We start from the raw sequence: 23700 nt of genomic DNA, 5'->3' as shown, positions 1-23700 counted from the left end.
CCAGCCGGATTCAATGATGCAGGATGGCCTGCAGGAACGCTTGTGTGCGTATTTCCTTAGGGGCGGTAAAAAACGGTTCAGGGATGTTCTGCTCAACAATGCGTCCGCTTTCCATGAAGATCACCCGATCGGCGACCCGACGGGCAAAGCCCATTTCATGGGTGACCACGACCATCGTGACGCCGGAGCGCGCGAGGTTTTGCATGACATCAAGTACCTCGCCCACCATTTCCGGGTCCAGCGCGGAAGTCGGTTCATCGAACAGAATCGCCCGAGGTTCCATGGCCATGGTGCGGGCGATTGCAACACGCTGCTGTTGGCCGCCAGACAATTGGCTGGGGTATTTGTGCGCGTGATCGGCCATGCCGACTTTCACCAATAGCTCCTTGGCCCTGGCATGCGCATCACGCCGGCTCAGTCCGCGAACACGAATCGGTGCCAGCGACACATTGTCGAGAACAGTGAGATGCGGATAAAGGTTGAAACTCTGAAATACCATGCCGACTTCACTGCGGATGGCCGACAGTCGCGGGCCGTTTTCAACCCGCTCACCCGCCACGCGGATGTGACCTTGCTGGTAGTCTTCAAGCAGATTGATGCAGCGGATCAAAGTCGATTTCCCCGAACCGGACGGGCCCAGAATCACCACCACTTCACCTTCTTCAACCTGCAGGTTGATGTCACTCAACGCTTTGAAGCTGCCGTAGTATTTGTCGAGCTTTTCAATGTCGATCAACGTGCTCATGCGGTTTTTCCTCCCGAGGCGTTACGGCGCTCAACCCAGCTGACCGTTTGCACCAGCGGTAACAGCAGCAACAGGTATAGCAATGCAGCCCCAACCAACGGTGTCGGGTTAGCAGCCAACGCCTGAGCCTGGGTCGCCTGCTTGAGCAAGTCAGGCATCGCGACCACCGAGGCGAGCGCCGTATCTTTCATGACGTTGATGCAATTGCTCGTCATGGGCGGCATGACTATGCGGATGGCTTGCGGCAAAACAACGTCGCGCATCGTGTTGAAAAAGCTCATGCCTTGAGAAGCCGATGCTTCGAACTGCCCACGGGGAATGGCCTCGATACCCGAACGAAAAATCTCTGCGCTGTAGGCGCATGACACGAGCGAAAGCGCACTGGCAGCGGCAGCAAAAGACGACAGTCGGATGCCGACAAAAGGCAATGCGTAATAGATGAGTACCAGCAAAACCAGCAAAGGAATGGAGCGCATGATATCGATGTAGATACGTGCCAGCGCTCGCACGGGTGCGTAGGAATACAACCTCAACAATGCCAGCAACAGCCCGCCCACCAGGCCCAGGGCAATACTTACCGCCCCAAGCAAAATGGTGACGCCCAGACCACGCATCATCAGCGGAAGCGACTCGACGAGCACATTCCAATTAAAAAAAGTTTGCAAAAGATCCATGGGATACCTCGGTCAATACAAGTGGCGAACGGGCGTCGCCACTTACCTGCAACAGCAGCAAGGCTTACTTGAGAACAGCGGTCACTTGCAGAGTGCTCGAGTCTTTAGCTGCTTCGGTGCCGAACCATTCTTTGTGGATCTTTCCGAGTGTGCCGTCTTCTTTCATCTTGCTGATGATGTCGTTGACCTGATCGCTCATCGCCCAGCCTTTGGCGTGCATCAACGAATAGCGCTCACCGGTGGGAACACGCGCCACGATGGTGTATTGCGGTTTGTCCTTGATGTAGTAGAGCACCGCTGGAATGTCGCTGAGGTAGCCATCGATGCGCCCGGAAGCCAGATCGAGCATGGCCGGCGATAGCCCTTCATAACGCGAGACATCGGCGAACTTGTACTCATCCTTGTGTTGACCGATCCACATGTCACCGGTCGAGCCGGTATCGACGCCTACCACTTTGCCATTCATGTCGGTCAGGCTCTTGACCTTGGACGTAGTCAGCGAGGTCAGGGACTGATCGCTGTCGAAGTAAGGCTGTGCGAAGGCGACCGACTCCAGCCGTTTTGGGGTGATGGTGATCGATGAAATTGCTATCTCGACACGTTTTGATTGCACGGCACTGAACAGGCCGTTGAAAGGAATATTGATGAACTCGACGGTTTTCCCGGCGCGCTTTGCCACCTCTTTTACTACATCGACTTCGAATCCGACGAATTCACCTTTGGCGTCCTGAAACTCCCAGGGCACGTTGCCAACGTTGGCTCCTACAGTCCAGTCAGCTGACCATGCTGGCAGTGCAACTGCGGCGGTCATGAACAATCCCAACATCACTTTCGCTTTCATGTTTGCTCCCGATTGTTTGTTTTATTAGGTGCTAACAGCGGTTGATCTCGTACAACGTGGGATCGAGAGTAAATCAATGGATTATTTATTTCAATACCGCTTATCTGTGAATTTTTTACTCCGCAACCGTCTTCAGTGTTCCTTCAACGTCACATCCAAAGGGCTAGTTACGGTCAGAACCGCCCAATGTGGTCACGCGCGGCAGGCTGCAATCGGCCAATCGCAGACATTTAGAGCAGGGCAAAAAATCCATCCCCCCTTCTTCCTTTGGCCCCATTTTTCGCCACCCGATTTCAAGTTGCCCGCCGCCGCCCTGATAGGATCAGGCAATACTAAAATCCAATCCGGCATAGTCCCTCACCCCTCCTCGCCCTAGCATGGCCTCACCTTATATCTTCAGGAGTGCGCCGCATGAGTGCAGCAAAAACCCTCTTTATCACTGGCGTTAGCAGCGGCTTTGGCCAGGCTCTGGCTAAGGAAGCGCTGGCCCAGGGCCATCGTGTGATTGGCACCGTGCGCAGCGAATCCGCGCTGGCAACCTTCGAGGTGCTCTCGCCTGAGCGGGCCCATGGGGTCGTGCTGGACGTTACCCACTTCGAGGCCATCGACGCGGTGGTCGCCGACGTTGAGGACCGGCACGGCCCGGTGGATGTGCTGGTAAACAATGCGGGTTATGGCCACGAAGGTATTTTCGAGGAGTCGTCGTTGGAGGAAATGCGCCGCCAGTTCGACGTGAATGTATTTGGCGCGGTGGCGATGACCAAGGCGTTCGTGCCGTATTTTCGCCAGCGGCGGGTGGGGCACATCCTCAATATCACGTCCATGGGCGGCTATATCACCCTGCCGGGCATTGCCTATTACTGCGGCAGCAAATTTGCGCTGGAGGGCATTTCTGACACGCTGAGCAAGGAGCTGGCCCCCTTCAACATTTTTGTCACGGCCGTGGCGCCGGGGTCGTTTCGCACGGACTGGGCGGGCCGTTCGATGCAGCGTACGCCGCGCAGTATCAGTGACTACGATGCGAGCTTCGACCCGGTGCGCAAAGCCCGCGAGGAAAAAAGCGGCCATCAACCGGGCGACCCGCGGAAAGCCGCACGCGCCATGCTGACGATAATCGCCAGCCCTGCCCCGCCCGCTCATCTGCTGCTGGGCAGCGACGCTCTGGCCCTTGTGCGTGACAAGCTGCACCGGACGGCAGAGAGTATTGAGCAATGGGAAACGCTTAGCCGTTCTACGGATGGTTGAGCATAAATGTGGAGAACGTGCAGCCGATGGCTAAACCCAAGGACCCGAGCACCGCGCGTATGGTGCAGCTGATGGGCCAGCTTGCGCCGCAGGAGGGTTACAACCTGAGCCCGCTGGATGATGTGCGTTTTCTACGCTCCAACCGGCCGCTGACGCGCACGCCGGTTTTGTATGAGCCGGGCGTCGTCATCCTCTGTCAGGGGCAGAAACGCGGCTATCTGGGTGATGACATTTACGTCTACGACGCCCAGCATTATCTGGTGGTGTCGGTGCCGGTGCCGTTCACGATGGAGACCGACGCCAGCGAGGCGGAGCCAATGCTGGCGGTGTACCTGCGTCTGGATTTCACCCTGGTCGGCGAGCTGATTCAGCAGGTCGATGAGGTATGGGGCATCAGCGCGGCTCAGCCGATGGGCATGTACGCTTCGCCAATGGACGAACCGCTCAGCCAGTCGACCCTGCGTTTTCTGGAGATCATGAGCGATCCCACTGACGCGCAAATCCTCGGCCCGGCGATGTTGCGCGAACTCTATTACCGCATCCTCACCGGCGAACAAGGCGGCACCCTGCGCGCGGCCATCGCCCAGCAGGGCCAGTTCGGCAAGGTGACGCGCGCCATTCACAAAATCCACAGCTGTTACCACGAGCATCTGGATGTAGAAGCCCTGGCCCAGGAAGCGCAGATGAGCGTGCCCAACTTTCATCTGCACTTTCGCAAAGTGACCGAATCCTCGCCTATGCAGTACCTCAAGTCGACACGGTTGCATCAGGCGCGCTTACTGATGCTGCGCAACGACCTGACAGCAGCCAAATCGGCATTTCTGGTGGGCTATGAAAGTGCTTCGCAATTCAGCCGCGACTTCAAGCGCTTCTTCGGCCGCACACCGTTAGCGGAGGTGGCGTGGATGAAACGGACCTATGCGTTGCCGGCACCGACAACCGCTTCGCCTTTCGTGTCATCGCACTGACCTTCCATCAGCTCTGCCCTGCGCCAGTAGCCTCAGTCGGCATTCGAGCGGGAACGCTCCCACCCCATAGAGAATCGTCATGTCTATCCGCCCTTTCACACTTGCCATTACCACTGAGCAGCTAGACGACCTTGATCGACGCCTGCGCGCTTCACGCTTACCGGACACCTTGGCAGCGGAGAGTTGGGAGGACGGAACTGCTGTGAATTTTCTTGCGCGCCTCCTGGATTATTGGAGCAACCAATTTGATTGGCGCATTCATGAGCAGCGGATCAATCAGTTGCCACAGTTCATGGCGGAAATTGACGGTGAGGCGATTCACTTTCTGCATCAGCGGGGGATTGGGCCAAAGCCCATGCCACTGATAATTACCCATGGCTGGCCGGGCTCGTTCCTGGAGATGGAACGGTTGCTTGCGCTTCTAACTGATCCTGCAAAATATGGGGGGCATGCTTCAGATGCCTTTGATGTAGTTGTGCCGTCGCTACCTGGCTACGGTTGCTCCCCTGCACCCACCAAAGCGGGTATCAGCTCCAAGCAAATCGCAGGACTATGGGCATCGTTGATGGGAGAACTGGGCTACGATCGATTTGGCGCTCAGGGAGGCGATATCGGTGCGGGTGTATCAATGTGGCTCGCTCGTAACCACGGCCCCAACTTGATTGGTGCCCATCTCAATTACATCCCGGGTAGTTTCAGGCCATCGTTAGGAGTGGGCCAAGACGCCTTGAGCGAAGAAGAACAGGACTTTCTGAATCGAAGCAGCCAATTCGCGGCGACCGAAGGTGCTTACGCGGCTTTGCACGGTACGAAACCTCAAACCCTGGCTTTCGCACTGGCGGACTCGCCAGCCGGCCTTGCTGCGTGGATTATCGAAAAATTCCACTCATGGGTAGATCATCCCGACGATCTTGAACAAGTGGTGCCGTTTGACGCTCTCCTCAGCGATATATCGCTGTATTGGTTCAGCGGGAGCATTCAAGCAACCTTGAGGCTATACAAGGAAAATCGACTTAATCCGCTCGTTTTTCGAAGCCAATGAACGAGTGGAGACTCCGTTGGGTGTGGCGTTATTTCCGAAAGAGCTACCCATGCCACCGCGCAGCTGGGTCGAGCGCGTATTTGATGTCCACCGTTGGGAACATATGCAACGTGGCGGTCATTTCGCAGCGCTGGAGCAGCCCGAAATCCTTGCTGAAGAGATCAGGGCATTCTTCAGGCCTTTGAGGGGCTAGATCCATCGCAACTCGATGACCTGCAACGCGCGCAACTAGCGAGTCTGGGGGCCGGTGAGTGATGTCGGTGGCTCAACCGACATCACTCACCATATAAAAATTTGCGATCAGTCGAACTTGACCAAGTCCTTGAAGATCAGTTGACCCCAGCTATTTCCGCGAGCTTGCACAAGCAGCCCGCCTTCCGAAAGGCCGCCAAGTTTGATCGGCGAGAAACCGAGATTTTCCGCAAGCGCACCAATCTCCTCTGCGGCGCCGTCATCGTCGCTCGCCAGGAACACGACTCGCCTGCCACCCTTCTCGGCCGGATTTTGACCAAGGACGGCAGCGCCCAAATGATTGAAGCCCTTCACCAGTCTTGCGCCAGTAAAAGCCTGCGCGATGAACCTGGAAGAAGGCTGTCCTCCCAGTTTCTCAGGGGACACTCCGTAGGCGTTGGTCACATCGATGATGGTCTTTCCCTTCCAGGTCGGCAGCGCCTTCGCGACATCCGGGTGCGACTCGAAACGGACAGCCAAAAAGATGATGTCCGCCTTGACGGCTTCCGCCAGTGTTTTGGGAATGATCTGGGGTCCGATCGCGGCCGCGGTGGAGGCAAAGCTTTGCGGGTCGCGCGTGGTTGCAACGGATACTTCGATGCCGTTGCGGGCAAACGCCTTGGCCAGGGCCTGGCCGATACTGCCGAAGCCGATAATTGCGTAACTCATATATTCTCCTCAGGTTTACAACGCCCGGCGGCGGCAAAAAGCGCGCCGGGCGTGGCGAGTCAGATTTGCGCCAGACCGCCGTCGACGGCGACCTCACTGGCGGTCATGAAGCTGCTGTCCTGCGATGCGAGAAACGCGGCTGCCGCTCCGATCTCCGCGGGCTCGGCCATGCGTTGGAGCGGATTCATCGAGGCGAAGACCTTCATGCCTTCCTCGCCTAGCGCTGCCTTCGCGAGATCGGTCGCAGTCGGCCCGGGCGACAGTACGTTTACCCGGATGCCTGTACCCTTCAGGTCTTCCGCCCAGGTCCGCGCGAGGTTGCGCACCGCCGCCTTGCTTGCGCTGTAGACGCTGAAAGCCGGGGCGCCCGTAGTGCCGGCGCTCGAACCGGTCAGGATGATCGAACCGCCCTGCCCCATCAGCGGCAACGCCTTCTGGACGGTGAAGATCGTCCCCTTCACGTTGGTGTCGAAGGTTTCGTCAATGTGTTCGGCGGTGATGTTGCCGAGCGCAAGCGGGCTTCCCGCCCCGGCATTGGCGAAAACGATGTCGAGGGTTCCGCGCTCGGCTTTCACCGCTGCGTAAAGTCGGTCGAGGTCGGCCTCATTGGAGACCGAGCCCTTCACCGCACGGGCATTGGGCCCGAGTTCGGCTACGGCAGCGTCGAGCGCTTCCTGCCGGCGACCGAAGATAAAGACAAAGGCGCCCTCCTCGATGAAGCGCTTTGCTGCGGCGAGGCCGATGCCAGTAGCGCCGCCGGTGATCACGGCGGTCTTTCCATTCAATCGGGTCATGTCATGCATCCTTCGTTGGAGTTTTACCCAAGCAGGAAATTGCTTGCTTGAGAACGAGGATGCGGCTCTGATAACCTAAGGACAAGTATGCACCTTTTGGTAAGTATCAAAAAATGACGAAAACTTCTGAAATCTGCGGCACCGGTTGTGGGCTCAACGCCACGCTGCGCATCATCTCGGGCAAGTGGAAACCACTGGTCTTGTTTTTCCTGCGCGACGGCCCGAAGCGCTACGGCGAACTCAAACGTTTGATCCCGGGCGTGAGCGACAAGGTGCTGATCCAGCAGTTGAAGGACCTGGAAGCCGACCGCGTGCTGGCACGGACCGACTACAAAGAAGTGCCGCCGCGCGTGGACTACACGCTGACCCCGATCGGTCGCAGCCTGGCTGACGCAATCATCCCCCTGTGCACCTGGGGAACCGAGAACGCGGCGGAAATGGCAAGCATCTTTGCCGAGCGCGATGCTTTGGCCTTAGCAGCATGCTGAAGAATTGCTGAGTCGGATGCCCTGCGCATGTCACCTGGATGCGCCGGGAAAGCGTGTTGGTTTAATGGGCACCAGAAATGACTGTGTGTGCCGAAGCGATGGCTGATATTTGCCCGCGCTCCAAATCGCGTCCAATCGACGCTGATCCCATCATGGAAGATAAAAACAATGAAAATGTTATTCATCGCTTCGCTAGGAATTTTATCGCTGACTCAACCATCACTATCCTTCGCGGATAATGCTAATGGAAAAAATCTCTATCTACAGCGATGCAGCATGTGCCACGGATTGGATCTCAAAGCAACAGGACCACTGGCTAATAAAAGCAATCCGCCTACACCTAACCTAACAACGTCCGCTTTCAAAAAACGATTAAATGATTATCCGGGTGTGATTGTTTCTTCGATAATACTTCGCCCAAATGGCGACTTAATCCCAAGAACCTTGCGTGAGAACGGAATAAAGCTATCGCCGCACTCATGGAGCGTTAAGGATTTGCGCGATTTAAACCAATACATGGGTGGTGTTATTTCACAAAACCGATGAGCTTTGAAGTGACTGGTTCTGTGCTGTCACCTTCAATTGACATGGCGCCAGCGCTTGACTCTGTCCCTTGGGGATAACCCATAACTGCCATGGCGCTGAGGGCTCAGCAGCACCGCGACAGGCGGAAAGCGGCCAAAAGCAGACATTGACCAATCGCTACTGTCGGCCAAAAAGCGTGCTTGTATAGGCAATAGACGATCGAATACAAACACGATTTGCATTTCTTCATACGCGGTGTAAAAAGCTAACAATCGATTATTGGACTGAAGAACCATGACTGATTGCGATGCGTCCCGAATAAAGCATCCCGAAGGCGAATTGCTGAATATTCTTGAGGAACTGGGTGCTCTCGCATGGAGGCGATACAGTCCGCGAATAGCCCAGACTTGGAATGGTCGCAAATGTGTAGACACTCCTGGCGACCTGCCATGGGTGGGCTTTCGTTTTGCACAGGAAGACGATGCCACGATGAAACGCTTCGAGGCCGCTGTTTCAAGTTACGAAGGCCTTGAGCGTTGGCTGCTGATTTCACATGTCAGAGAATCACTAATAGGCACCAACTGGATGATTTGCCTCGAACGCTCCGGCCTGATCAATCGTCAGGCATCGAATGCAAACCTTCCCGTCTGGCAGTATCTCGAACGGGTAGATCCAGGTTATTTAGATTTGGCGTATGAAGATTTCAATGGACTGACAATCCATGTAAGGACGTCTCTGGACAGGCACAAACTTTGATGAGTGTGATGCCTGTTCAAGCAGTGGCGCCGTAGTCCGCTCTTGGCCGATGGCTGCAGCTCAAGAACGACTGCTTTCGGCCAGAAGCAGCCCTTCATAAACCGCAGCCTTTGACCCAAAGTTGACATTCGGATCTGAGCGTCAGAATCGAAGTTCTACCGAAAACCACGATTTGAGTGAATCATCCCTCTACACCGATTCCACTTCATTGACCGGCAACGAAGCAAACATTTCAGCGCGGCACACCTCAAGGATCTCATCCGCCAGCACGGAATCACCCGGGCAGGCACGCGACAAAATGATCGCACCGACAGCACGAGACAGCAGGTCGATCATTTTCTTTCTTCCCTCACCCGGCGCGGCATCCGGCCTAGTCGGATATTTGTCCCCCAGTGTTTGCAGGGTGTGCTCGATCCCTTCGGCAAACGTCGCTTTCAAATCATCCGATTGACGCGCCGCATCGCCACACAACGCGGCCATGGTGCAACCGCTGCCACGTCCGTCCCGATGTTCCCTCGTCACATAGACGTCAATGAAGCCCGGAACATCTAGCGATTCAGCACTTGCCAGCGATTTGGAAAGGCTGCTGGCCGAGGCTTCGGCCATCAGGTCGGCCTTCGAACCGAAATGCTTGTAGAAACCTCCGTGGGTGAAACCGGCAGCCGCCATGAGATCCGACACACCGACGCCGTCGAAGCCGCGATCACGGAACAACTCAGAGGCCGTTTCAACGATGTGCTCCCGATTGGCCTGCGCCTGGACCTTGGTGACTCTCACGTGCAATACCTCATGTCCACTGGGAAATCATGTGCCCAATAATACATAGATGTTGGTCACAATCAAAATCATTGACAGTTTAGATTTCGATCATCATCCTAATTGCACGCACCACCGACTTCCAACAACGGGCACGGAAGACATACCAGATGACCGACCAAAATCTGTTCACCCCTTACGCACTTGGCGCCCTCACGCTGTCGAACCGCGTCGTCCTCGCGCCGCTGACACGTAACCGCGCCGGTCACGGCTTTGTCCCCAGCGAGTTCGCGGCCACTTATTACAGCCAACGCGCCAGCGCAGGCTTGCTGATCAGCGAAGCCACGCAGATTTCACAGCAAGGCCAGGGCTATCAGGACACCCCCGGGATCTACACGCAGGCGCAAATAGACGGCTGGCGCACAGTGACCGATGCCGTCCATGCCAAGGGCGGAAAAATCTTTCTGCAACTGTGGCATGTCGGCCGCGTGTCGCACGTTGATCTGCAAGAAAACGGCGTCGCCCCCGTAGCCCCTTCTGCGCTGCGCGCAGCCACCAAAGTATTCGTCAACAATCGTTTTGAAGACGTCTCCAAGCCGCGGGCGCTGGACATCAACGAACTGCCAGGGATCGTCTCCAATTTCCGCCAGGCCGCGGCAAACGCTGTCGCCGCCGGATTCGACGGCGTGGAGATTCACGGCGCAAACGGCTATTTGCTGGATCAATTTCTCAAGGACAGCGCCAATTTGCGTACCGATGCTTACGGCGGCTCGATTGAAAATCGTGCGCGTCTGTTGCTCGAAGTGACGGCGGCAGTCGTCAATCAAATCGGCGCGGATCGCACAGGTGTGCGCTTGTCTCCGGTGTCGCCGGCCAATGGCGTATCGAGCAGTGCCCCGCAGGCGCAATTCGATTACGTCGTCGGGCAACTCGACGCCCTCGGCGTGGTTTATCTACACGTGGTCGAAGGTGCGACCGGTGGCTCGCGTGACGTGGCGCCATTCGATTTCGGCGCCCTGCGCCAGCGCTTCAAAAACACCTACATCGCCAACAATGGCTATGACCTGGACCTGGCAACTTCAAGGCTCGCCGAAGACCAGGCCGATCTGATCGCATTCGGTCGCCCGTTCATTGGCAATCCAGATCTGGTAGAGCGCCTCAAAAGTGGCGCGCCGTTGTCCGCCTTCAATCCCGCCACGCTCTATGGCGGCGGTGCAGCCGGCTACATCGACTACCCGACGTTGGCTGAATCGAGCGCCACCGCAAACTGAGCGATCAGTGATCGCGCTTTCTGTTTCACACATCCTGAAAGAGAGATAACCCATGAGCACTCGCCCCGTTGTTCTCATTACTGGCGCTTCCACCGGCATTGGCGCCGTCTACGCCGAGCGCTTCGCGCAACGCGGCCACGATCTGGTCCTTGTTGCCCGCGACCAGGCACGTTTGGACGCACTTGCAGCCCAATTGCGCAACGAACACGGCGTCACTATCGAAGTGATTCCGGCGGACCTGACCCAACTCGGCGATCTGACAAGCGTTGAAACCCGCCTGCGTGAAGACGCCCGTATCGGCATCCTCGTCAATAACGCTGGCGCCGCGCTATCCGGTAACTTTATCGACCAAAGCACCGACAGCGTCGCGCAGCTGGTTGCCCTCAACACCACAGCGCTGGTGCGCCTGGCCAGCGCCATTGCCCCACGCCTGGCCAAAGCAGGCAAAGGCGCGATCATCAACATCGGTTCGGTGGTGGGTCTTGCTCCTGAGTTCGGCATGTCGGTCTACGGTGCGACCAAGGCATTTGTGCTGTTCCTTTCCCAGGGCCTGAGCCTGGAACTTTCGCCTCTGGGCGTCTACGTGCAGGCCGTGCTGCCGGCCGCCACCCGCACGGAGATCTGGGATCGCTCCGGCATCGACATCAACACCTTGAACGAAATCATGGAAGTGGACGATCTGGTAGATGCCGCACTGGTCGGTTTCGACCGTCGCGAACCGGTGACGATTCCGCCTCTGCACGAAGCTGAACGCTGGGATGACCTGCAGAGCGCACGCCAGGGACTGCTGGGGCAAATCCGCCAGGCTGCGGTTGCCCAGCGCTACCAAATCCAACAGTGATCTTGTGGTAGCGAGCATTCGCGCCGGATTCGATGTTGGCGCAAGGCATAACATCGAATCCGGCTCGCTGTCCGGAGTAGAAATGAATCCACCCCTTACAAATAACCACGCTGGCTCGCCGACGTCGTTCATCAACGCGGCGAACCAGTCAATCACGGTCAACGGCGTTCGCTTCGCCTATCGCGACATCGGCCCCACGATCGGCTTGCCCCTCGTGCTGTTCAACCATTGGGGAGCGGTGCTGGACAACTTCGATCCCGCGATCATTGATGGCCTTGCACAAACACGACGCGTCATTACTACCGACTATCGCGGTATCGGCGGCTCTGGTGGAACTGCGCCACTGGCTGTCGGTGAAATGGCAGACGATGCCATTCAACTGATTCGCGCGCTGGGTTTCGAGACCGTCGATGTGCTCGGTTTTTCACTGGGTGGTTTTGTTGCTCAAGACATTGCCCTGAAAGCGCCAGAATTGGTGCGCCGCTTGATTCTCACCGGCACCGGGCCGGCCGGCGGCACCGGTATCGACAAGGTCGGCTCGGTGTCGTGGCCATTGATGCTCAAAGGTTTGCTGACCCTGCGCGATCCCAAGTTCTACCTGTTCTTCACGTCGACGACCAATGGCCGTCGAGCCGCCTCGCAGTATTTACAGCGCCTGAAAGCACGAAAAAAAAATCGCGACAAAGGCCCGACGCCCAGCGCTTTCCTGCGGCAGTTGAAGGCCATCACTGCGTGGGGCAAGCAGTCACCTCAAAACCTCGGGCGCTTGCGGATGCCGACGCTGATCGTCAACGGCGATAACGACATCATGGTGCCCAGCGTTAACTCGTCTGAGCTGGCCAAGCGTATCCCCAACGCACAACTGGTGATTTACAAAGATGCCGGCCACGGCGGCATTTTCCAGCACTACGCTGATTTTGTGGCCAAGGCACTGGCGTTCCTCGATGCCTGACAACGCGGCACCGCAACATCGCAACGCACCGGCTACCCTCCTCACAACCGACAAGAGCCGCACCACGATGAAGGCATTTCTAATTGATCGCTATGGCAAGAACACCGGGCGCATTGGCGAAGTGCCCGTCCCTAACGTGGGCGCCCACGACGTATTGATTGAGGTTCACGCCAGCAGCGTCAACCTGCTGGATTCGAAGATCCGCAAAGGTGAATTCAAACTGATCCTGCCCTATTCATTTCCGCTGGTACTGGGCAATGATCTGGCGGGCGTCGTGGTTGAGGTTGGCTCGCAAGTGAAACGCTTCAAACGGGGGGACAACGTTTACGCTCGCCCGCCCGAAACGCGGATCGGGACGTTTGCTCAATTGATAGCAGTGAACGAAAACGCGATCGCCCTGAAACCTGCCAATATCGACATGGCGCAAGCGGCTTCCATCCCCTTGGTCGCACTGACCGCCTGGCAAGTGCTGGTCGAAGCAGCCCAATTGAAAAAAGGCCAGAAAGTGCTGATTCACGCAGGCTCTGGTGGCGTCGGCACCCTTGCCATCCAGCTTGCCAAACACCTCGGCGCCTTTGTCGCGACCACCACCAGCACCGCCAATGTCGAGTGGGTGAAGGCGTTGGGGGCCGACCTGGTGATCGACTACACACAGCAGAACTTCGAAAGTGCCTTGCACGATTACGACGTGGTGTTGAACAGCCTCGGCGCCGACGTGCTGGAGAAATCACTCAAGGTCCTCAAGCCCGGTGGCCAGCTCATTTCCATCTCAGGACCACCCACTGCGCTGTTCGCGCAGGAGCAAGGGTTGTCCTGGCCATTGAAGCAAGTCATGCGTCTGCTGAGCCTGGGCATTCGACACAAGGCGCGTAAAAAGAACGTTGGCTACAGGTTTGTGTTCATGCGGGCCAATGGCGCTCAACTGCAACAGATCACCGCGCTCATTGAGGCCGGAATCATCAAACCTGTGATTGATCGCTCCTTCACTTTTGAATCTACAGCAGAGGCATTGAAGTACGTCGAACAGGGACGAGCCAAGGGCAAGGTCGTTGTTACGATCAAATGAAGACGCCGCCTATCGATGAGTCGACCGCACCGGCTGCGCAACGTTTGCCGCTTCAGCAGTCATCATCCAGGGTGACTTCGCCAGAGTTGCACAAGCAGGAGGAGCTGCAACCGGACGTTGTGTCTGTTGAACCGCCAGTGATCGTTTGGCGCAGTTTGATGCTTGAGCAGTAGGACGAAACGGGTTGCATGGATGGGGCGGCGAGCATGGCTAGCTCCAACTACCGCAATCGCCAACTCGTTATCTGAGAGTGGCAGTATCGGATGACCGCTTCTGGCCGAAAACGGACTCTCACCACTGATCGTTTTCGGCCAGAACGGACGTTTATATTTGGAAAAAAAGAAAACCGACGCCTACCCCTTCGCGACAATCTCGTCCCATGCGGTAGGTGTGGGAAACAGCTCGTTCAGAAAACCCACAAACGCCTTAACGTTCGGGCTTCCCCGGCGGCTTTCTGGCCACAAGGCCGTGATGGAGGAACGGTCGGCCGCGAACTGTGGAAATAGCGGCTTCAGTTCTCCCCGAGCGACATAGGGCGCCGCGACATAGGTGGGCGAAATGCCAATGCCACCGCCCGCTGCAAGTACCGCAGCCACCGCATCGCTCGCGTCGATGACGATGGATGCGTCAGGCGCTAACTCCACCATTCGGTCCCCCACGCTGAATGGCCAGCGCAGCGCTTGGCCCGAACTCTGGTAGCGAAAATTCACGCAGTCATGGTCGGCCAGATCGCTGAGTTCCAGCGGCGTGCCGCGTTTGGCCAGATAGGCTGGCGAGGCAAAAGCGCAAAGTCGATGCGGTCCCAGCGTACGAGAGATAAGCCGTGAGTCGGCCAGATTGCCCACGCGCACGGCCACATCGATGCCTTGTTCAACGATGTCCGCAAACTGATCGCCCAGGCGCAGGTCGATGGTGAGCTTGGGGTAGCGCTCGCGAAACCTGGGAATCGCCGGCGCCAATATGTTCAGCCCGATTGGCGGTGGCGCTGTGACTTTCAAGGTACCGGAGGGCTCAGCGCGCGAGGCCGTTGCGGCCTGCTCGATGTCCTCCACCTCGCGCAGAATCCGCAGCGCCCGTTCGTACAGATCCCGTCCTTCAACTGTCAGGGTTAGCGAACGGGTGGTGCGGCTGAACAAACTCAGCCCGAAATGCTGCTCCAAGCGTTGCACGCTCTTGCTGATGGCGGACGGCGATACTGATAAATCGCGCGCTGCAGCGGTATAGCTGCCCAAAGAGGCAGCGCGGGCAAAGGCAATAAGACCGGTCAGGCGGTCCAACCCTATTTGTTCCTTCATGGCACTAGTAAAGCGACATATGCCCTAATTATCAATATTGGCTCGAGCCTTTAGTGTTTACCCGTCGGCGCCACCAAGGCGTTCAAGGAGATAAACCATGAGCCATTCCCCTGTTACCCAAACCGCATTTGCCCAAGCGCTTCCCGCCCAACTGGAAGGCCAAACCGTGGTGATTTTCGGCGGCACGTCCGGCATCGGTTTAGCGGCCGCGATTCAAGCCAAAGCCGCCGGGGCATCCGTAACGGTGATCGGTTCCAATGCCGAGCGTGCCGAGCAAGCGGCTCTGAAACACGGACTCGCCGGCTGGCGTGCCGCTGATGTCACCCACAGCGAAGCCATCTACGCCGCCTTGGCAGAAATCCCGCACGTGGATCATCTGGTACTACTCGCCGGCACATTTGTGGCAGGCAAGATTATGGACGCTGAAATCGATTACCTGCGTCGGGCGTTTGAAGAGCGGATGTGGGCTTCTGTGCACGCCATCCGCGCTCTCGGGGATCGTTTGTCCAAGGACGGCTCCATCACCTTTATCTCTGGCTGTTTGGCCGACCGGCCCAATGCTCATGGCACTGCCGTACTCGCTGCCGCGTCGGCAGCAATGGAGGCGTTGGCACGTGGCCTGGCCCTGGAGCTGGCGCCCATTCGTGTCAATACGCTGTCCCCAGGACCGATCAACACCCCCATTTTTAGCAAAGCCTTGGGCGAGGGTCGCGATGCCTACGTCAGCGCATGGGAGCAGTCGCTGCCGCTGCATCGCGTGGGCACCGCCACTGAAGCAGGCGCCGCAACTGTTTTCCTGATGACCAACACGTTCATGAACGGCGCCACACTGAACATCGACGGCGGCGCTCGGCTGGTCTGAGTGACCGGTCCCTCATTGAGTCCGTGTCAGAACCAGGCGCTCTCAAGACGAGTATCCGGTTAAACGAAAGCCCCTGAGTTTCTCGATTCAGGGGGCTTTCGTTTGGTGCTTACTGCGTCAGAGGCAGCAACAGGAAATGGATGAGCGTCCTCGACGTTGATGCGGCTCCCCGCACCACTCCCCCGGTTGCGTACAGTTCTCTGATGATTTCTTTGTTGTTCAGCATCATCAATCCTCCGCGTAATGAGTTACCTGCTGTTTGGCGCTTCGCACAAAACTTTGCCGCCGTTCAAACGTATTCACCGACTTGGGGAATAATGTCGTGTGGTATCGATCTCGATGGTCAGAGCCTGGAGCCCGCGCCCATCTCGGAAGCCCACGCCAGTGCTTGCGTATCGATATACTCCCGGATGTTCGTCAGCTTTCCATTTCGCACGGTAATGGCGAAGACCCAATCGTCCTCCCACGTTTTATTCGTGGCTTTGATTCTCCCCCTGGCGAAGCCGAGGACCAGAACCCGATCTCCCTGCGCCACGTATTCGTGGAACTCCATGACGGATGTTTCCATCTTTTCGGAAGCCTTCTGAAGCAGATCTGCCAATCCCGCGTGCCCGCGATGCGTGCCAGCCAGCGGCCAGTCCTCGCCCGGAATGATCCATTCAATATCTTCGGAAGTCAGCGCCTGCAGACCTTGCCTGTCGCTGCGGCCCATTGCTATGAAGAAGTCCTTAACAACCTGGACATTCTTTTGTGTGTTCATCGAAATCTCTCCGTTTCTCTCGTATCTGATCGCGTCCGTTCTGATCAGAAACCTTGTGAACCTGCCGGTGAAGGGCGTGGTGTCGGAGACTCAACCGATATCGACGTTCAAGGCGATGTCCCAAGTGCCGGCGCCGTTTTTGGCCAGGCCGATCATCATCAGGCCGAGCGCCTCAAGCGTCTGGGCCATGTGCAGGCCACCGACATCCAACGGTCGTAGCCCGAGACTTTCGATGAACGTCGAAACGCGCGCCTTGGCCTCCAAATCGTCGGCGGCGATGAACGCGTCGAGGGGGCCTCCCTTGGCAAGGACGTGGCCGAAAAGGGTGTTGAATGCCTTCACGACATGCGCGCTGGCGGGGGCGATCCTGGCGATCTCTTGCGCACCAGAACTGCCGGCGGGAGAAACGAGGCCCGTGAGGTCCGGCGAGGCCGTGTTGGTGATGTCGATGATCACCTTGCCGTCGAGCGCGTCCCCGTACTCGGCCACCACCGACGCCGCTCCGGTGTACGGCACGGCGAGGATGACGATGTCGCCGGCGGGCGCGGCCCCATAGGTTCCTGTGGTCGCTCCGGCTGCGAGCTTTTCGACCAGCGCCTGCGCCTTGGCGGGGTCGCGGCTGACCACCTCGACGGTGTGTCCTGCTTTGGCGGCACGACCGGCGATGGCCGCGGCCATGCCTCCTGAACCGATGATGCTGATAGTGCTCATGTGTAATCTCCAAATGCGTTGGGGTATTGCCCGCCGTCTCTGAACGGGCTTCCCCCGGTTAATATTCCGTGGGTGCCGGGCTCGTTGCGACCCGGCGAACAGCCTCAGCTCACTCAGGCGACAGGGAAGTAGTGACCATTGTCCATATCGGCAAACAGGCCGGGCTGCGTTGGTGTCCAGCCGAGCATCTGGCGCGTGATATCGCTCGACGCCGGGGTATCCAGCGTCACCAAATTCGCGAGGAAACCGAAGAAACCCGGCCCCATCATTACGTCCGCAGGAATGGGTACGACGGGAAGGTTCAGACGGCTGCCAATGGCCTGCGCGATCTCGCGGTACGGGATCGCCCCTTCAGCAACCGCATGCCAGGATCTGCCAGCGGGCCCCTTCTCCAGCGCCAGGCGAAACAGGGTAGCGAGGTCGCGGGCATGCACTGCCGCCCACCGGTTGGAGCCGTCGCCGGGGTAGCCAACGACGCCCTTTTCCTTTGCTTGCCCGATGAGGACCTGAAGGAAACCGGCCTTGTCGGTTGAGCTGTGCATGATTTCAGAAATGCGCACGACCGAAGACCGCACGCCCCGCTCTGCCAGACCGATTACAGTCAACTCCACGATGTTCCGAACCCGCAGGGAGCCCTTGTATTGATCGCCAGCCGGAGAAAGAGCCGGGTCCTCCTCGGTTGCCGGTCGGCTCTGGAGCGGCCCAGGAACCGGCCAACCCTCGTTAGTCGGCGAACCGATGCTGCCCGACACGACCAGCGGCTTTCCCGTTCCAGCCAGCGCATCACCGTATGCGAGCATGATCTGAACCTCCGCTGCGGCAACAGCGTCGATCCCGCCGACCGCTAGCAGATCTTGTCGGTGCGCGACGTGGATTACGCCGTCGGCGGCTGCAGCCGCCTCCTTGAGCCCTTCGAGATCATCGAGATCACCGCGACGCACCTTTGCGCCGAGCGCAGTGAGCGCCTGCGCCGAACTGTCCGAACGTGCCAAAGCGGTGACCTCGTGGCCGGCAGCGATGAGGTCGGAAATGATGTACGGACCGGAATGGCCGGTCCCGCCAGTAACGAAAACGCGCATGTTGGTGTTCCTTGTCAGTGAGATAAAAAAGGGTGCTGCGGGTGCACTCAGCCGAGAAGGCTGACGCCGATTGAGAAGTGGGAGTGCTTGACGGAGTGGGCAATGAGGCCGAGCGAAAGCAGGCAGGCGTGCTCCAGCGTTCGCGCCATGAGCAGCGGCCCGACGTCCATCGGACGCAGTCCGAGGCTCTCTATGAATGCCGAGACGCGTGCCTTTGCCTGCGCGCCGTCTCCAGCGATGAACACGTCCAGCGAGTGGCCCTCGACAGGACCAGCAGCCAGGACGTGGGAGAAATGGGTGTTGAACGCCTTGATGACTTCGGCGTCGGCTGGCGCGACCTTGGCGATTTCCTGCGCGCCGAAACTGTCCTCAGGGGTCACAAAGCTTTTGAAGTCAGGGGCGACGGGATTGGTGATGTCGACAAGAAGCTTGCCTGCCAACTCTTCGCCGTACTGTTTCACCACGTCGAGAACGGCTGAATACGGAACCGCCAGGATCACAATATCCCCTGCCGGGGCGGCGCCGAACGCTCCTGTCGTCGCGCCGGCTCCGATCTGCTCGGCCAATGCCCGCGCCTTGGCGGCGTCACGACTCATCACCTCGACGATATGTCCGGCTTTGGCGGCAAGGCCGCCGATCGCTGCGGCCATGCCACCTGAGCCGATGATGCTGATAGTGCTCATGTGCAGTTTCCTTACAGAGATGGGTTGACCATTCAAGGACTGCCGGCGTGATCCGGCGACTGCGTTCAACCTACGAGCCATGCTGATCTTTTCACTTGCAAAACGCAAGTGAGTTTCGGAAATTTACTTGCTCGATGCAAGCAATGTTAAAAATCGCCCATGAAATCAATATCTAAAGAAGACATTCGGTTCCATTGCGCAGTGAACGATGGCGTGGAGATCTTCGGCGACCGGTGGTCGCCCTTGATCATAGGGGGGTGGTGGCTCGACTAAGTCGAAGCCCCAGGCAGGTCAACGAAGAGGTGAAGGCGCTGGTCCGCAATGACGGATGTATCTTTCCCGAGGCAGAAACTCGCGACCAGAATGGCCCTGTCCGAGCCACCCGGTCGACTGCTACTACCGACCCCTTCCCATGAAGACGGCGTCGTGACCTGTCAGGGCTTCACGAACCGATAGGCGAAGCGATCAGTCTCGCCCTTGATGGCGGGATCGAACACCTTGATCGAGTGCGGATCGTCCTTGTTCCCGAGCAAAGTGCTTTGCGCGTCCAGTACGAAGCCGGCCGCTTCCACCTCCTCGCGAACGGATGCGGGCTCAATCCGATGCAGCGATTGGGCATCGCTCGCGCCCGCCCCGGTGGCGGCGGCGTGGTCGATGATGACGTAGGAGCCACCAGGCTTCAGCCGCTCATAGACGGCTCGATTGAAGTCGGCGGCCGTAGCGCCCCTCGCCTGCATCAGCGCGGTGTGGAGATCGTGGTAGAACAGGTGCAGCCACAGGACATCCGCCGGTTGCGTGACCTCCGGCATCGCGGTGAGGTCGGCGCAGACGGCTTCGACGTTCTCCCGGCCCGCCTCCTTCGCGAGCGTCTGCATGCTGCCGAGCGGATCGTTCTTGAAGTGGGCGACTTCGGCCGGCACGAAGCTGTAGACCCGTCCTTTTGGTCCCACGGTGTCGGAGAACAGACGGGTCCAGTCGCCGTCGCCTGGGTAAACGTCGATGACGGTGGAGCCTGCATCGACGCGTGCGAACCGGAGTAACTCGGATAACTTGGTTGTGTCGTACATGGGAATCTCCTTTACGGCTGGGTATTCGCGCTCAATGTCCTAATCATGCTGGTCGCCTCACTTGCAAAACGCAAGCGAATAACAGGAATTTACTTGCACCATGCAAGCGATGTTAAGATCCCGCCATGAAAACCACATCTAAAGAAGACATTCGGTCCCATTGCGCAGTGAACTATGGCGTGGAGATCTTCGGCGACCGCTGGTCGCTCTTGATCATTCGCGACATCGTTTTTGCGGGTAAGAAGACGTATGGCCAGTTCCTGAAATCGGAAGAAGGCATCGCGTCCAATGTCCTTGCGTCCCGCCTCGCCTTTCTTGAAGGGCAAGGCGTTCTCTCGAAGGCCCCCAACCCCGACGACAGACGCAAGGATTTCTATACGCTGACAGAGAAAGGCCTGGACCTCATTCCCATCGTGCTCAACATCGTCCTTTGGAGCGCGAAGCACGATTCGATGTCGTACGCACGGGACCTTGAGGAGTTCGTTACTCGATTAAGTGAAAACCCCACGCAGGTGAGCGAAGAGTTGAAGGCGCTGGTCCGCAGTGGCGGCTGCATGTTTCCTGAGAGCAAGGGATGAGTTAGACGGCAAGCGCCCCTGACAACGAACCTTGGCCCTCAGCCAGTGGTCACAACAAGTGATGGCATCGCGATTGATCAAAGGCCCTCAGTCTGCTCGATTCAAGCGCGACGCTTGCCAATCACACACTTTAGGGTGCGGCGGATAACGTTCAGAGAGTTCGGTTCTGTCCAACGCAGGCGCGGACTGCTGCTTTGATCCAATGCTCCCTTGTCGGAGTACGCAAATGACTCAATCAATGCGCTTCTTCCTGTCGATCTTCCTCGCAGTGGCATCACTGGCCTCGGCGAGTTTCCTCAACACAGCGGGTGCGGCCACCGCCGAAGATCTGAATGCCGAATCCCGGCTAGCGTTACATACGCTCTACAAGTCCAATCCCTTCTCTGAAACGATCTCGCAAAAAGCCAAGGCTGTGCTTGTCTTCCCGAAAATCATCAAGGCAGGCCTGGTATTCGGTGGCAGCTATGGCGAAGGCGTGTTGATGAAAGGCGAGAAAGTAGAGAATTACTACAACTCAGTCAGCGGCTCATGGGGGCTACAGGCAGGCGCCCAGTCGTATGGCTATGTGGTTTTCCTGATGACCGACAAAGCCGTGAAATATGTCGCTGAAACCAAGGGTTGGGAAATCGGCGTAGGACCGACGGTTGTGGTGGTTGATGAAGGGGTTGCGAAGAACCTGTCCAGCTCGACGCTGAAGGACGACGCGTATGCGTTTATCTTCGATCAGCAAGGGTTGATGGCGGGGATCAGCATCGAAGGCACCAAGATTTCGCTGATCAAGCGTTAAAACCGGTTCCGCTGAAAAGTAAGGGGGCGGATTTATTTTCAGGAAAATAAATCCGCCCCTTTTTAGTTACTTTTTCTTCTTCGCCGGCTTTTCTGCCTTCTCTGATTTCTTAGCCTTTTCTGGTTTGCTATCAGCTTTTTTTGCAGATTTCTTTGGCTCGGCATCTTTCTTCTTGTCTTTCTTATCGGAAGATTTCGAAAGAGCCGAGGCCGCAGCTGATTTCTTTGTCGATGAAGACTTTTTGTCCTTCAAATCCTTGCTGGCGTTTGAAGCTTCACCTTTGCTTTTTTTCTCATCTTTAGCCACGTTGACCACCTCTTGGAGTGTGCCGGTATTGGCAAAATGCCTGTGCAATTCTCCACAAGCTGATCATTAGGCGAGCGCGTCCAGGAGCGGTTCAAATTTTTTCGAGGCGTCGAGACAGGCTTTGGCTGATGCACCGATACCTGACAGCTGAAATCCAATGGATTCGGTTGTCGATTGACTCGCCCCTCTGTGACGACGAACGACCCGTTCGCCACAGAGGGTTTGGCCCCCTACTCCTTCACTTCAACCTGGTCCAACGCCTGATTCACCGCCAATTCCCCCAGCATCACCACCTGCGTAATCCCCAGCAGGGTCTTGCGGCGTGAGTGGTCCAGCAACGCCGCGAAGTTGCTGAGCATGGTGGTGGCCGAGCCCAGTGATTCGCTGGCGTTGGCCAGCAGGGATTCGGTGTCGTACTTGGGATTGACGAGGAACATGCGCTCGGGCTCGTTGGCTGCGGCCATGATGTGGGCGCCGGGGTTGAAGTAGTGATCGAGGGCACGCTCGGCGTCGTGGAATTTCTAGGAGTCGACGGATTCGTAGGGAGATGCCGGATCGGTATCCGGTGGGTTGGGTGTGGGTTTGGTCATGGATAAAACTCCTGATACGAGTTTATTTAAAAGGGAGCCATCACGCTCGCTACCAAACGAAGGTGGCGGCCATACGCGGGTTGGTAGACCGGTCGTATCAGTTCCCGGCGCCCTCGAAAGGACCCCGCGCATGGCCACCAAAAAAGGTGATGCTATGCGCCGTGATACGAAACCGGGCTACCAAACCCGATCACTGTTTTTCAGTGACCGAGAAACGATATAGCCCACCTCACAGACGCACAAGCCGGCGGATTCTGGCGTACGCGTAGGTAACGACGCAAGACGTTGTAGCCCTTGGGACGTAACACCGGGTGTCTTTAAACAGGCGCTTTGAAATCTGTTTAAGTCATCAAACGTCGGGCGACAGTTTCCAGTCTGAAATCGATGGCGTCGGGGCTGACGCCATCGCGAGCAAGCTCGCTCCCACAGAAGCGGTACGGCAGCGGATCTGCAATCAGCGCTGACGCTGATTGACGACATCGGCGGATCGGCCCGGCAGCATGCGGGTCAGGGTGTTATCGCGGACCCAATAGTGATGGAACAGCCCCGCCGCCGCGTGCAAGCCGATCAACCAGTAACCGGCGCTGCCAAGCAGTTCGTGCCAATGCTTGAAAAGCTTGGCCTGGTCCGGATCGACCGCCACCAGCGATGGCAGGTAGAACTCGAAATAAGGCATCGGCTTGCCTTCTGCCGAGAGCAGCAGCCAGGCCAATAATGGCGTGGCGATCATCAGCCCGTACAAGGCGAAGTGCATCAGGTGCGAAATCCCCATCTGCCATTTGGGCAGTGACGGCGTGATCGGAGGCCGAGGCGTCAGGCGCCCAAGCAAACGCACCCACACCAGCGCAAAAATGCTCAGCCCGAACAAGCCGTGCAGCCCCAAAAACAAGCCCCTCAACGCGCCTCCTCTTGGCAGCAGCCCCTTGATCTCGATGCAGGCATACACGCCAACGAACAGCGCCAGCATCAGCCAGTGCAGGGTGATCGAGAGTTTTCCATACCGATGTGTCACTGAATCGCGGGTCATAAAGGGCCTCAAAAACGTCATTGCCGGCTGCCGAGTCATTCGTGCGTCCGGGTCCGGTGGGTTACCGCACCGAAGGGCGACACCCTGCCCG

General features: G+C 57.7%; 27 protein-coding genes and 1 pseudogene. 13 read left to right on the top strand and 15 right to left on the bottom strand.

Annotated features, from left to right (window positions below; genetic code table 11):
- Positions 1–10: 10 nt before the first annotated feature.
- From QRN31_RS11370 to QRN31_RS11360, 3 genes are all read right to left on the bottom strand, one after another.
- Positions 11–745 carry an amino acid ABC transporter ATP-binding protein gene (locus QRN31_RS11370; protein ID WP_285432066.1) on the bottom strand — a complete coding sequence of 245 codons (735 nt, stop codon included), beginning with the start codon at positions 743–745 and terminating at the stop codon, positions 11–13.
- Positions 742–1419 carry an amino acid ABC transporter permease gene (locus QRN31_RS11365; RefSeq protein WP_285432065.1) on the bottom strand — a complete coding sequence of 226 codons (678 nt, stop codon included), beginning with the start codon at positions 1417–1419 and terminating at the stop codon, positions 742–744. Before QRN31_RS11365 ends, QRN31_RS11370 begins: the two co-directional genes overlap by 4 nt.
- A 64-nt stretch (positions 1420–1483) precedes the next feature.
- The gene (locus QRN31_RS11360; RefSeq protein ID WP_285432064.1) at positions 1484–2260 is read right to left on the bottom strand and encodes a transporter substrate-binding domain-containing protein; all 777 of its coding nucleotides are present in this window, start codon (positions 2258–2260) and stop codon (positions 1484–1486) included.
- A gap of 411 nt (positions 2261–2671) precedes the next feature.
- Here QRN31_RS11360 and QRN31_RS11355 point away from each other — a divergent pair, with 411 nt between their 5' ends.
- The 3 genes from QRN31_RS11355 (at position 2672) to QRN31_RS11345 (ending at position 5515) form a co-directional block, all read left to right on the top strand.
- Positions 2672–3505, top strand: a complete 834-nt coding sequence (locus QRN31_RS11355) for an oxidoreductase (RefSeq protein ID WP_285432062.1) — start codon at positions 2672–2674, stop codon at positions 3503–3505.
- 26 nt (positions 3506–3531) lie between these two features.
- Positions 3532–4473, top strand: coding sequence for an AraC family transcriptional regulator (locus QRN31_RS11350; protein WP_285432061.1), 942 nt, complete (start codon positions 3532–3534; stop codon positions 4471–4473).
- 79 nt (positions 4474–4552) lie between these two features.
- Positions 4553–5515 (top strand): epoxide hydrolase family protein, encoded by a 963-nt coding sequence (locus QRN31_RS11345; RefSeq protein ID WP_285432060.1) that lies wholly within the window; start codon positions 4553–4555, stop codon positions 5513–5515.
- Positions 5516–5815: 300 nt separating this feature from the next.
- On the opposite strand, the gene QRN31_RS11340 is transcribed toward QRN31_RS11345, so the two are convergent.
- Both QRN31_RS11340 and QRN31_RS11335 read right to left on the bottom strand, forming a co-directional pair.
- Positions 5816–6415: an NADPH-dependent F420 reductase gene (locus tag QRN31_RS11340; protein WP_285432059.1), complete on the bottom strand. Its 600-nt coding sequence runs from the start codon at positions 6413–6415 to the stop codon at positions 5816–5818.
- Between the two features lie 59 nt (positions 6416–6474).
- Positions 6475–7209, bottom strand: a complete 735-nt coding sequence (locus QRN31_RS11335) for an SDR family NAD(P)-dependent oxidoreductase (protein WP_285432058.1) — start codon at positions 7207–7209, stop codon at positions 6475–6477.
- A 113-nt stretch (positions 7210–7322) separates the two neighbouring features.
- On the opposite strand from QRN31_RS11335, the gene QRN31_RS11330 reads away from it, so the two are divergent.
- The 3 genes from QRN31_RS11330 (at position 7323) to QRN31_RS11320 (ending at position 8978) form a co-directional block, all read left to right on the top strand.
- Positions 7323–7697 (top strand): winged helix-turn-helix transcriptional regulator, encoded by a 375-nt coding sequence (locus QRN31_RS11330; protein WP_285432057.1) that lies wholly within the window; start codon positions 7323–7325, stop codon positions 7695–7697.
- A gap of 168 nt (positions 7698–7865) precedes the next feature.
- Positions 7866–8243 (top strand): c-type cytochrome, encoded by a 378-nt coding sequence (locus QRN31_RS11325; protein ID WP_285432056.1) that lies wholly within the window; start codon positions 7866–7868, stop codon positions 8241–8243.
- Positions 8244–8516: 273 nt separating this feature from the next.
- Entirely contained in the window at positions 8517–8978 is a 462-nt protein-coding gene (locus QRN31_RS11320; RefSeq protein WP_285432055.1) for a hypothetical protein, read from the top strand.
- A gap of 189 nt (positions 8979–9167) precedes the next feature.
- Here the strand turns inward: QRN31_RS11320 and QRN31_RS11315 are convergent, their stop codons facing one another.
- Entirely contained in the window at positions 9168–9755 is a 588-nt protein-coding gene (locus tag QRN31_RS11315; protein ID WP_285432054.1) for a TetR/AcrR family transcriptional regulator, read from the bottom strand.
- 149 nt (positions 9756–9904) lie between these two features.
- Between QRN31_RS11315 and QRN31_RS11310 the strand changes: the two genes are divergently transcribed.
- From QRN31_RS11310 to QRN31_RS11295, 4 genes are all read left to right on the top strand, one after another.
- The gene (locus tag QRN31_RS11310; protein ID WP_285432053.1) at positions 9905–11005 is read left to right on the top strand and encodes an alkene reductase; all 1101 of its coding nucleotides are present in this window, start codon (positions 9905–9907) and stop codon (positions 11003–11005) included.
- 52 nt (positions 11006–11057) lie between these two features.
- Complete coding sequence (locus tag QRN31_RS11305) at positions 11058–11846, top strand: SDR family NAD(P)-dependent oxidoreductase (RefSeq protein WP_285432052.1); 789 nt, start codon at positions 11058–11060, stop codon at positions 11844–11846.
- A gap of 82 nt (positions 11847–11928) precedes the next feature.
- Complete coding sequence (locus QRN31_RS11300) at positions 11929–12798, top strand: alpha/beta fold hydrolase (protein WP_285432051.1); 870 nt, start codon at positions 11929–11931, stop codon at positions 12796–12798.
- Positions 12799–12865: 67 nt separating this feature from the next.
- Positions 12866–13864, top strand: coding sequence for an NADP-dependent oxidoreductase (locus QRN31_RS11295; RefSeq protein WP_285432050.1), 999 nt, complete (start codon positions 12866–12868; stop codon positions 13862–13864).
- Positions 13865–14217: 353 nt separating this feature from the next.
- Here the strand turns inward: QRN31_RS11295 and QRN31_RS11290 are convergent, their stop codons facing one another.
- Positions 14218–15159: a LysR family transcriptional regulator gene (locus tag QRN31_RS11290; protein ID WP_502942471.1), complete on the bottom strand. Its 942-nt coding sequence runs from the start codon at positions 15157–15159 to the stop codon at positions 14218–14220.
- Positions 15160–15256: 97 nt separating this feature from the next.
- Between QRN31_RS11290 and QRN31_RS11285 the strand changes: the two genes are divergently transcribed.
- On the top strand, positions 15257–16021 hold the full coding sequence (locus QRN31_RS11285; RefSeq protein WP_285432048.1) for an SDR family oxidoreductase: 765 nt from the start codon (positions 15257–15259) through the stop codon (positions 16019–16021).
- A gap of 343 nt (positions 16022–16364) precedes the next feature.
- Here QRN31_RS11285 and QRN31_RS11280 read toward each other — a convergent pair whose 3' ends face one another.
- The 5 genes from QRN31_RS11280 to QRN31_RS11260 form a co-directional block, all read right to left on the bottom strand.
- Positions 16365–16781, bottom strand: a complete 417-nt coding sequence (locus tag QRN31_RS11280; RefSeq protein WP_285432047.1) for a nuclear transport factor 2 family protein — start codon at positions 16779–16781, stop codon at positions 16365–16367.
- 90 nt (positions 16782–16871) lie between these two features.
- On the bottom strand, positions 16872–17492 hold the full coding sequence (locus QRN31_RS11275; RefSeq protein ID WP_285432046.1) for an NADPH-dependent F420 reductase: 621 nt from the start codon (positions 17490–17492) through the stop codon (positions 16872–16874).
- A gap of 113 nt (positions 17493–17605) precedes the next feature.
- A complete protein-coding gene (locus QRN31_RS11270; protein ID WP_285432045.1) occupies positions 17606–18571 on the bottom strand; it encodes an SDR family oxidoreductase in 966 nt (321 codons plus the stop codon).
- Between the two features lie 47 nt (positions 18572–18618).
- Entirely contained in the window at positions 18619–19254 is a 636-nt protein-coding gene (locus tag QRN31_RS11265; RefSeq protein ID WP_285432044.1) for an NADPH-dependent F420 reductase, read from the bottom strand.
- Between the two features lie 434 nt (positions 19255–19688).
- On the bottom strand, positions 19689–20321 hold the full coding sequence (locus QRN31_RS11260; protein WP_285432043.1) for a class I SAM-dependent methyltransferase: 633 nt from the start codon (positions 20319–20321) through the stop codon (positions 19689–19691).
- Positions 20322–20446: 125 nt separating this feature from the next.
- Here QRN31_RS11260 and QRN31_RS11255 point away from each other — a divergent pair, with 125 nt between their 5' ends.
- Complete coding sequence (locus QRN31_RS11255; RefSeq protein WP_285432042.1) at positions 20447–20899, top strand: winged helix-turn-helix transcriptional regulator; 453 nt, start codon at positions 20447–20449, stop codon at positions 20897–20899.
- 226 nt (positions 20900–21125) lie between these two features.
- On the top strand, positions 21126–21686 hold the full coding sequence (locus QRN31_RS11250; protein WP_285432041.1) for a lipid-binding SYLF domain-containing protein: 561 nt from the start codon (positions 21126–21128) through the stop codon (positions 21684–21686).
- Between the two features lie 66 nt (positions 21687–21752).
- Here QRN31_RS11250 and QRN31_RS11245 read toward each other — a convergent pair whose 3' ends face one another.
- The 3 genes and pseudogenes from QRN31_RS11245 to QRN31_RS11235 all read right to left on the bottom strand — a co-directional run bounded on the left by QRN31_RS11245 (position 21753) and on the right by QRN31_RS11235 (position 23609).
- Positions 21753–22001, bottom strand: coding sequence for a hypothetical protein (locus tag QRN31_RS11245; protein WP_285432095.1), 249 nt, complete (start codon positions 21999–22001; stop codon positions 21753–21755).
- Between the two features lie 221 nt (positions 22002–22222).
- Positions 22223–22582: pseudogene (locus tag QRN31_RS11240) on the bottom strand (DUF6124 family protein).
- A 454-nt stretch (positions 22583–23036) separates the two neighbouring features.
- Entirely contained in the window at positions 23037–23609 is a 573-nt protein-coding gene (locus tag QRN31_RS11235; RefSeq protein WP_285432040.1) for a cytochrome b, read from the bottom strand.
- Between the last annotated feature and the right edge of the window lie 91 nt (positions 23610–23700).

Origin of the sequence: Pseudomonas sp. fls2-241-R2A-110 (assembly GCF_030209165.1) — a bacterium.
In the GTDB taxonomy this organism is placed as follows: Bacteria; Pseudomonadota; Gammaproteobacteria; order Pseudomonadales; family Pseudomonadaceae; genus Aquipseudomonas.
The sequence above is the reverse complement of the archived record's forward strand: the minus strand, read 5'-3'. Positions and strand labels throughout refer to the sequence as shown.

Bases quoted from the DNA above. Each gene is read 5' to 3' on its own strand.
- QRN31_RS11355 (WP_285432062.1), top strand. From the start codon at position 2,672: ATGAGTGCAGCAAAAACCCTCTTTATCACTGGCGTTAGCAGCGGCTTT.
- QRN31_RS11310 (WP_285432053.1), top strand. From the start codon at position 9,905: ATGACCGACCAAAATCTGTTCACCCCTTACGCACTTGGCGCCCTCACG.
- QRN31_RS11260 (WP_285432043.1), bottom strand. From the start codon at position 20,321: ATGTACGACACAACCAAGTTATCCGAGTTACTCCGGTTCGCACGCGTC.
- QRN31_RS11275 (WP_285432046.1), bottom strand. From the start codon at position 17,492: ATGAGCACTATCAGCATCATCGGTTCAGGAGGCATGGCCGCGGCCATC.
- QRN31_RS11320 (WP_285432055.1), top strand. From the start codon at position 8,517: ATGACTGATTGCGATGCGTCCCGAATAAAGCATCCCGAAGGCGAATTG.
- QRN31_RS11270 (WP_285432045.1), bottom strand. From the start codon at position 18,571: ATGCGCGTTTTCGTTACTGGCGGGACCGGCCATTCCGGTCCGTACATC.
- QRN31_RS11235 (WP_285432040.1), bottom strand. From the start codon at position 23,609: ATGACCCGCGATTCAGTGACACATCGGTATGGAAAACTCTCGATCACC.
- QRN31_RS11305 (WP_285432052.1), top strand. From the start codon at position 11,058: ATGAGCACTCGCCCCGTTGTTCTCATTACTGGCGCTTCCACCGGCATT.
- QRN31_RS11335 (WP_285432058.1), bottom strand. From the start codon at position 7,209: ATGACCCGATTGAATGGAAAGACCGCCGTGATCACCGGCGGCGCTACT.
- QRN31_RS11365 (WP_285432065.1), bottom strand. From the start codon at position 1,419: ATGGATCTTTTGCAAACTTTTTTTAATTGGAATGTGCTCGTCGAGTCG.
- QRN31_RS11370 (WP_285432066.1), bottom strand. From the start codon at position 745: ATGAGCACGTTGATCGACATTGAAAAGCTCGACAAATACTACGGCAGC.
- QRN31_RS11250 (WP_285432041.1), top strand. From the start codon at position 21,126: ATGACTCAATCAATGCGCTTCTTCCTGTCGATCTTCCTCGCAGTGGCA.
- QRN31_RS11255 (WP_285432042.1), top strand. From the start codon at position 20,447: ATGAAAACCACATCTAAAGAAGACATTCGGTCCCATTGCGCAGTGAAC.
- QRN31_RS11330 (WP_285432057.1), top strand. From the start codon at position 7,323: ATGACGAAAACTTCTGAAATCTGCGGCACCGGTTGTGGGCTCAACGCC.
- QRN31_RS11345 (WP_285432060.1), top strand. From the start codon at position 4,553: ATGTCTATCCGCCCTTTCACACTTGCCATTACCACTGAGCAGCTAGAC.
- QRN31_RS11340 (WP_285432059.1), bottom strand. From the start codon at position 6,415: ATGAGTTACGCAATTATCGGCTTCGGCAGTATCGGCCAGGCCCTGGCC.
- QRN31_RS11280 (WP_285432047.1), bottom strand. From the start codon at position 16,781: ATGAACACACAAAAGAATGTCCAGGTTGTTAAGGACTTCTTCATAGCA.
- QRN31_RS11300 (WP_285432051.1), top strand. From the start codon at position 11,929: ATGAATCCACCCCTTACAAATAACCACGCTGGCTCGCCGACGTCGTTC.
- QRN31_RS11285 (WP_285432048.1), top strand. From the start codon at position 15,257: ATGAGCCATTCCCCTGTTACCCAAACCGCATTTGCCCAAGCGCTTCCC.
- QRN31_RS11265 (WP_285432044.1), bottom strand. From the start codon at position 19,254: ATGAGCACTATCAGCATCATCGGCTCAGGTGGCATGGCCGCAGCGATC.
- QRN31_RS11350 (WP_285432061.1), top strand. From the start codon at position 3,532: ATGGCTAAACCCAAGGACCCGAGCACCGCGCGTATGGTGCAGCTGATG.
- QRN31_RS11325 (WP_285432056.1), top strand. From the start codon at position 7,866: ATGAAAATGTTATTCATCGCTTCGCTAGGAATTTTATCGCTGACTCAA.
- QRN31_RS11360 (WP_285432064.1), bottom strand. From the start codon at position 2,260: ATGAAAGCGAAAGTGATGTTGGGATTGTTCATGACCGCCGCAGTTGCA.
- QRN31_RS11295 (WP_285432050.1), top strand. From the start codon at position 12,866: ATGAAGGCATTTCTAATTGATCGCTATGGCAAGAACACCGGGCGCATT.
- QRN31_RS11290 (WP_502942471.1), bottom strand. From the start codon at position 15,159: ATGAAGGAACAAATAGGGTTGGACCGCCTGACCGGTCTTATTGCCTTT.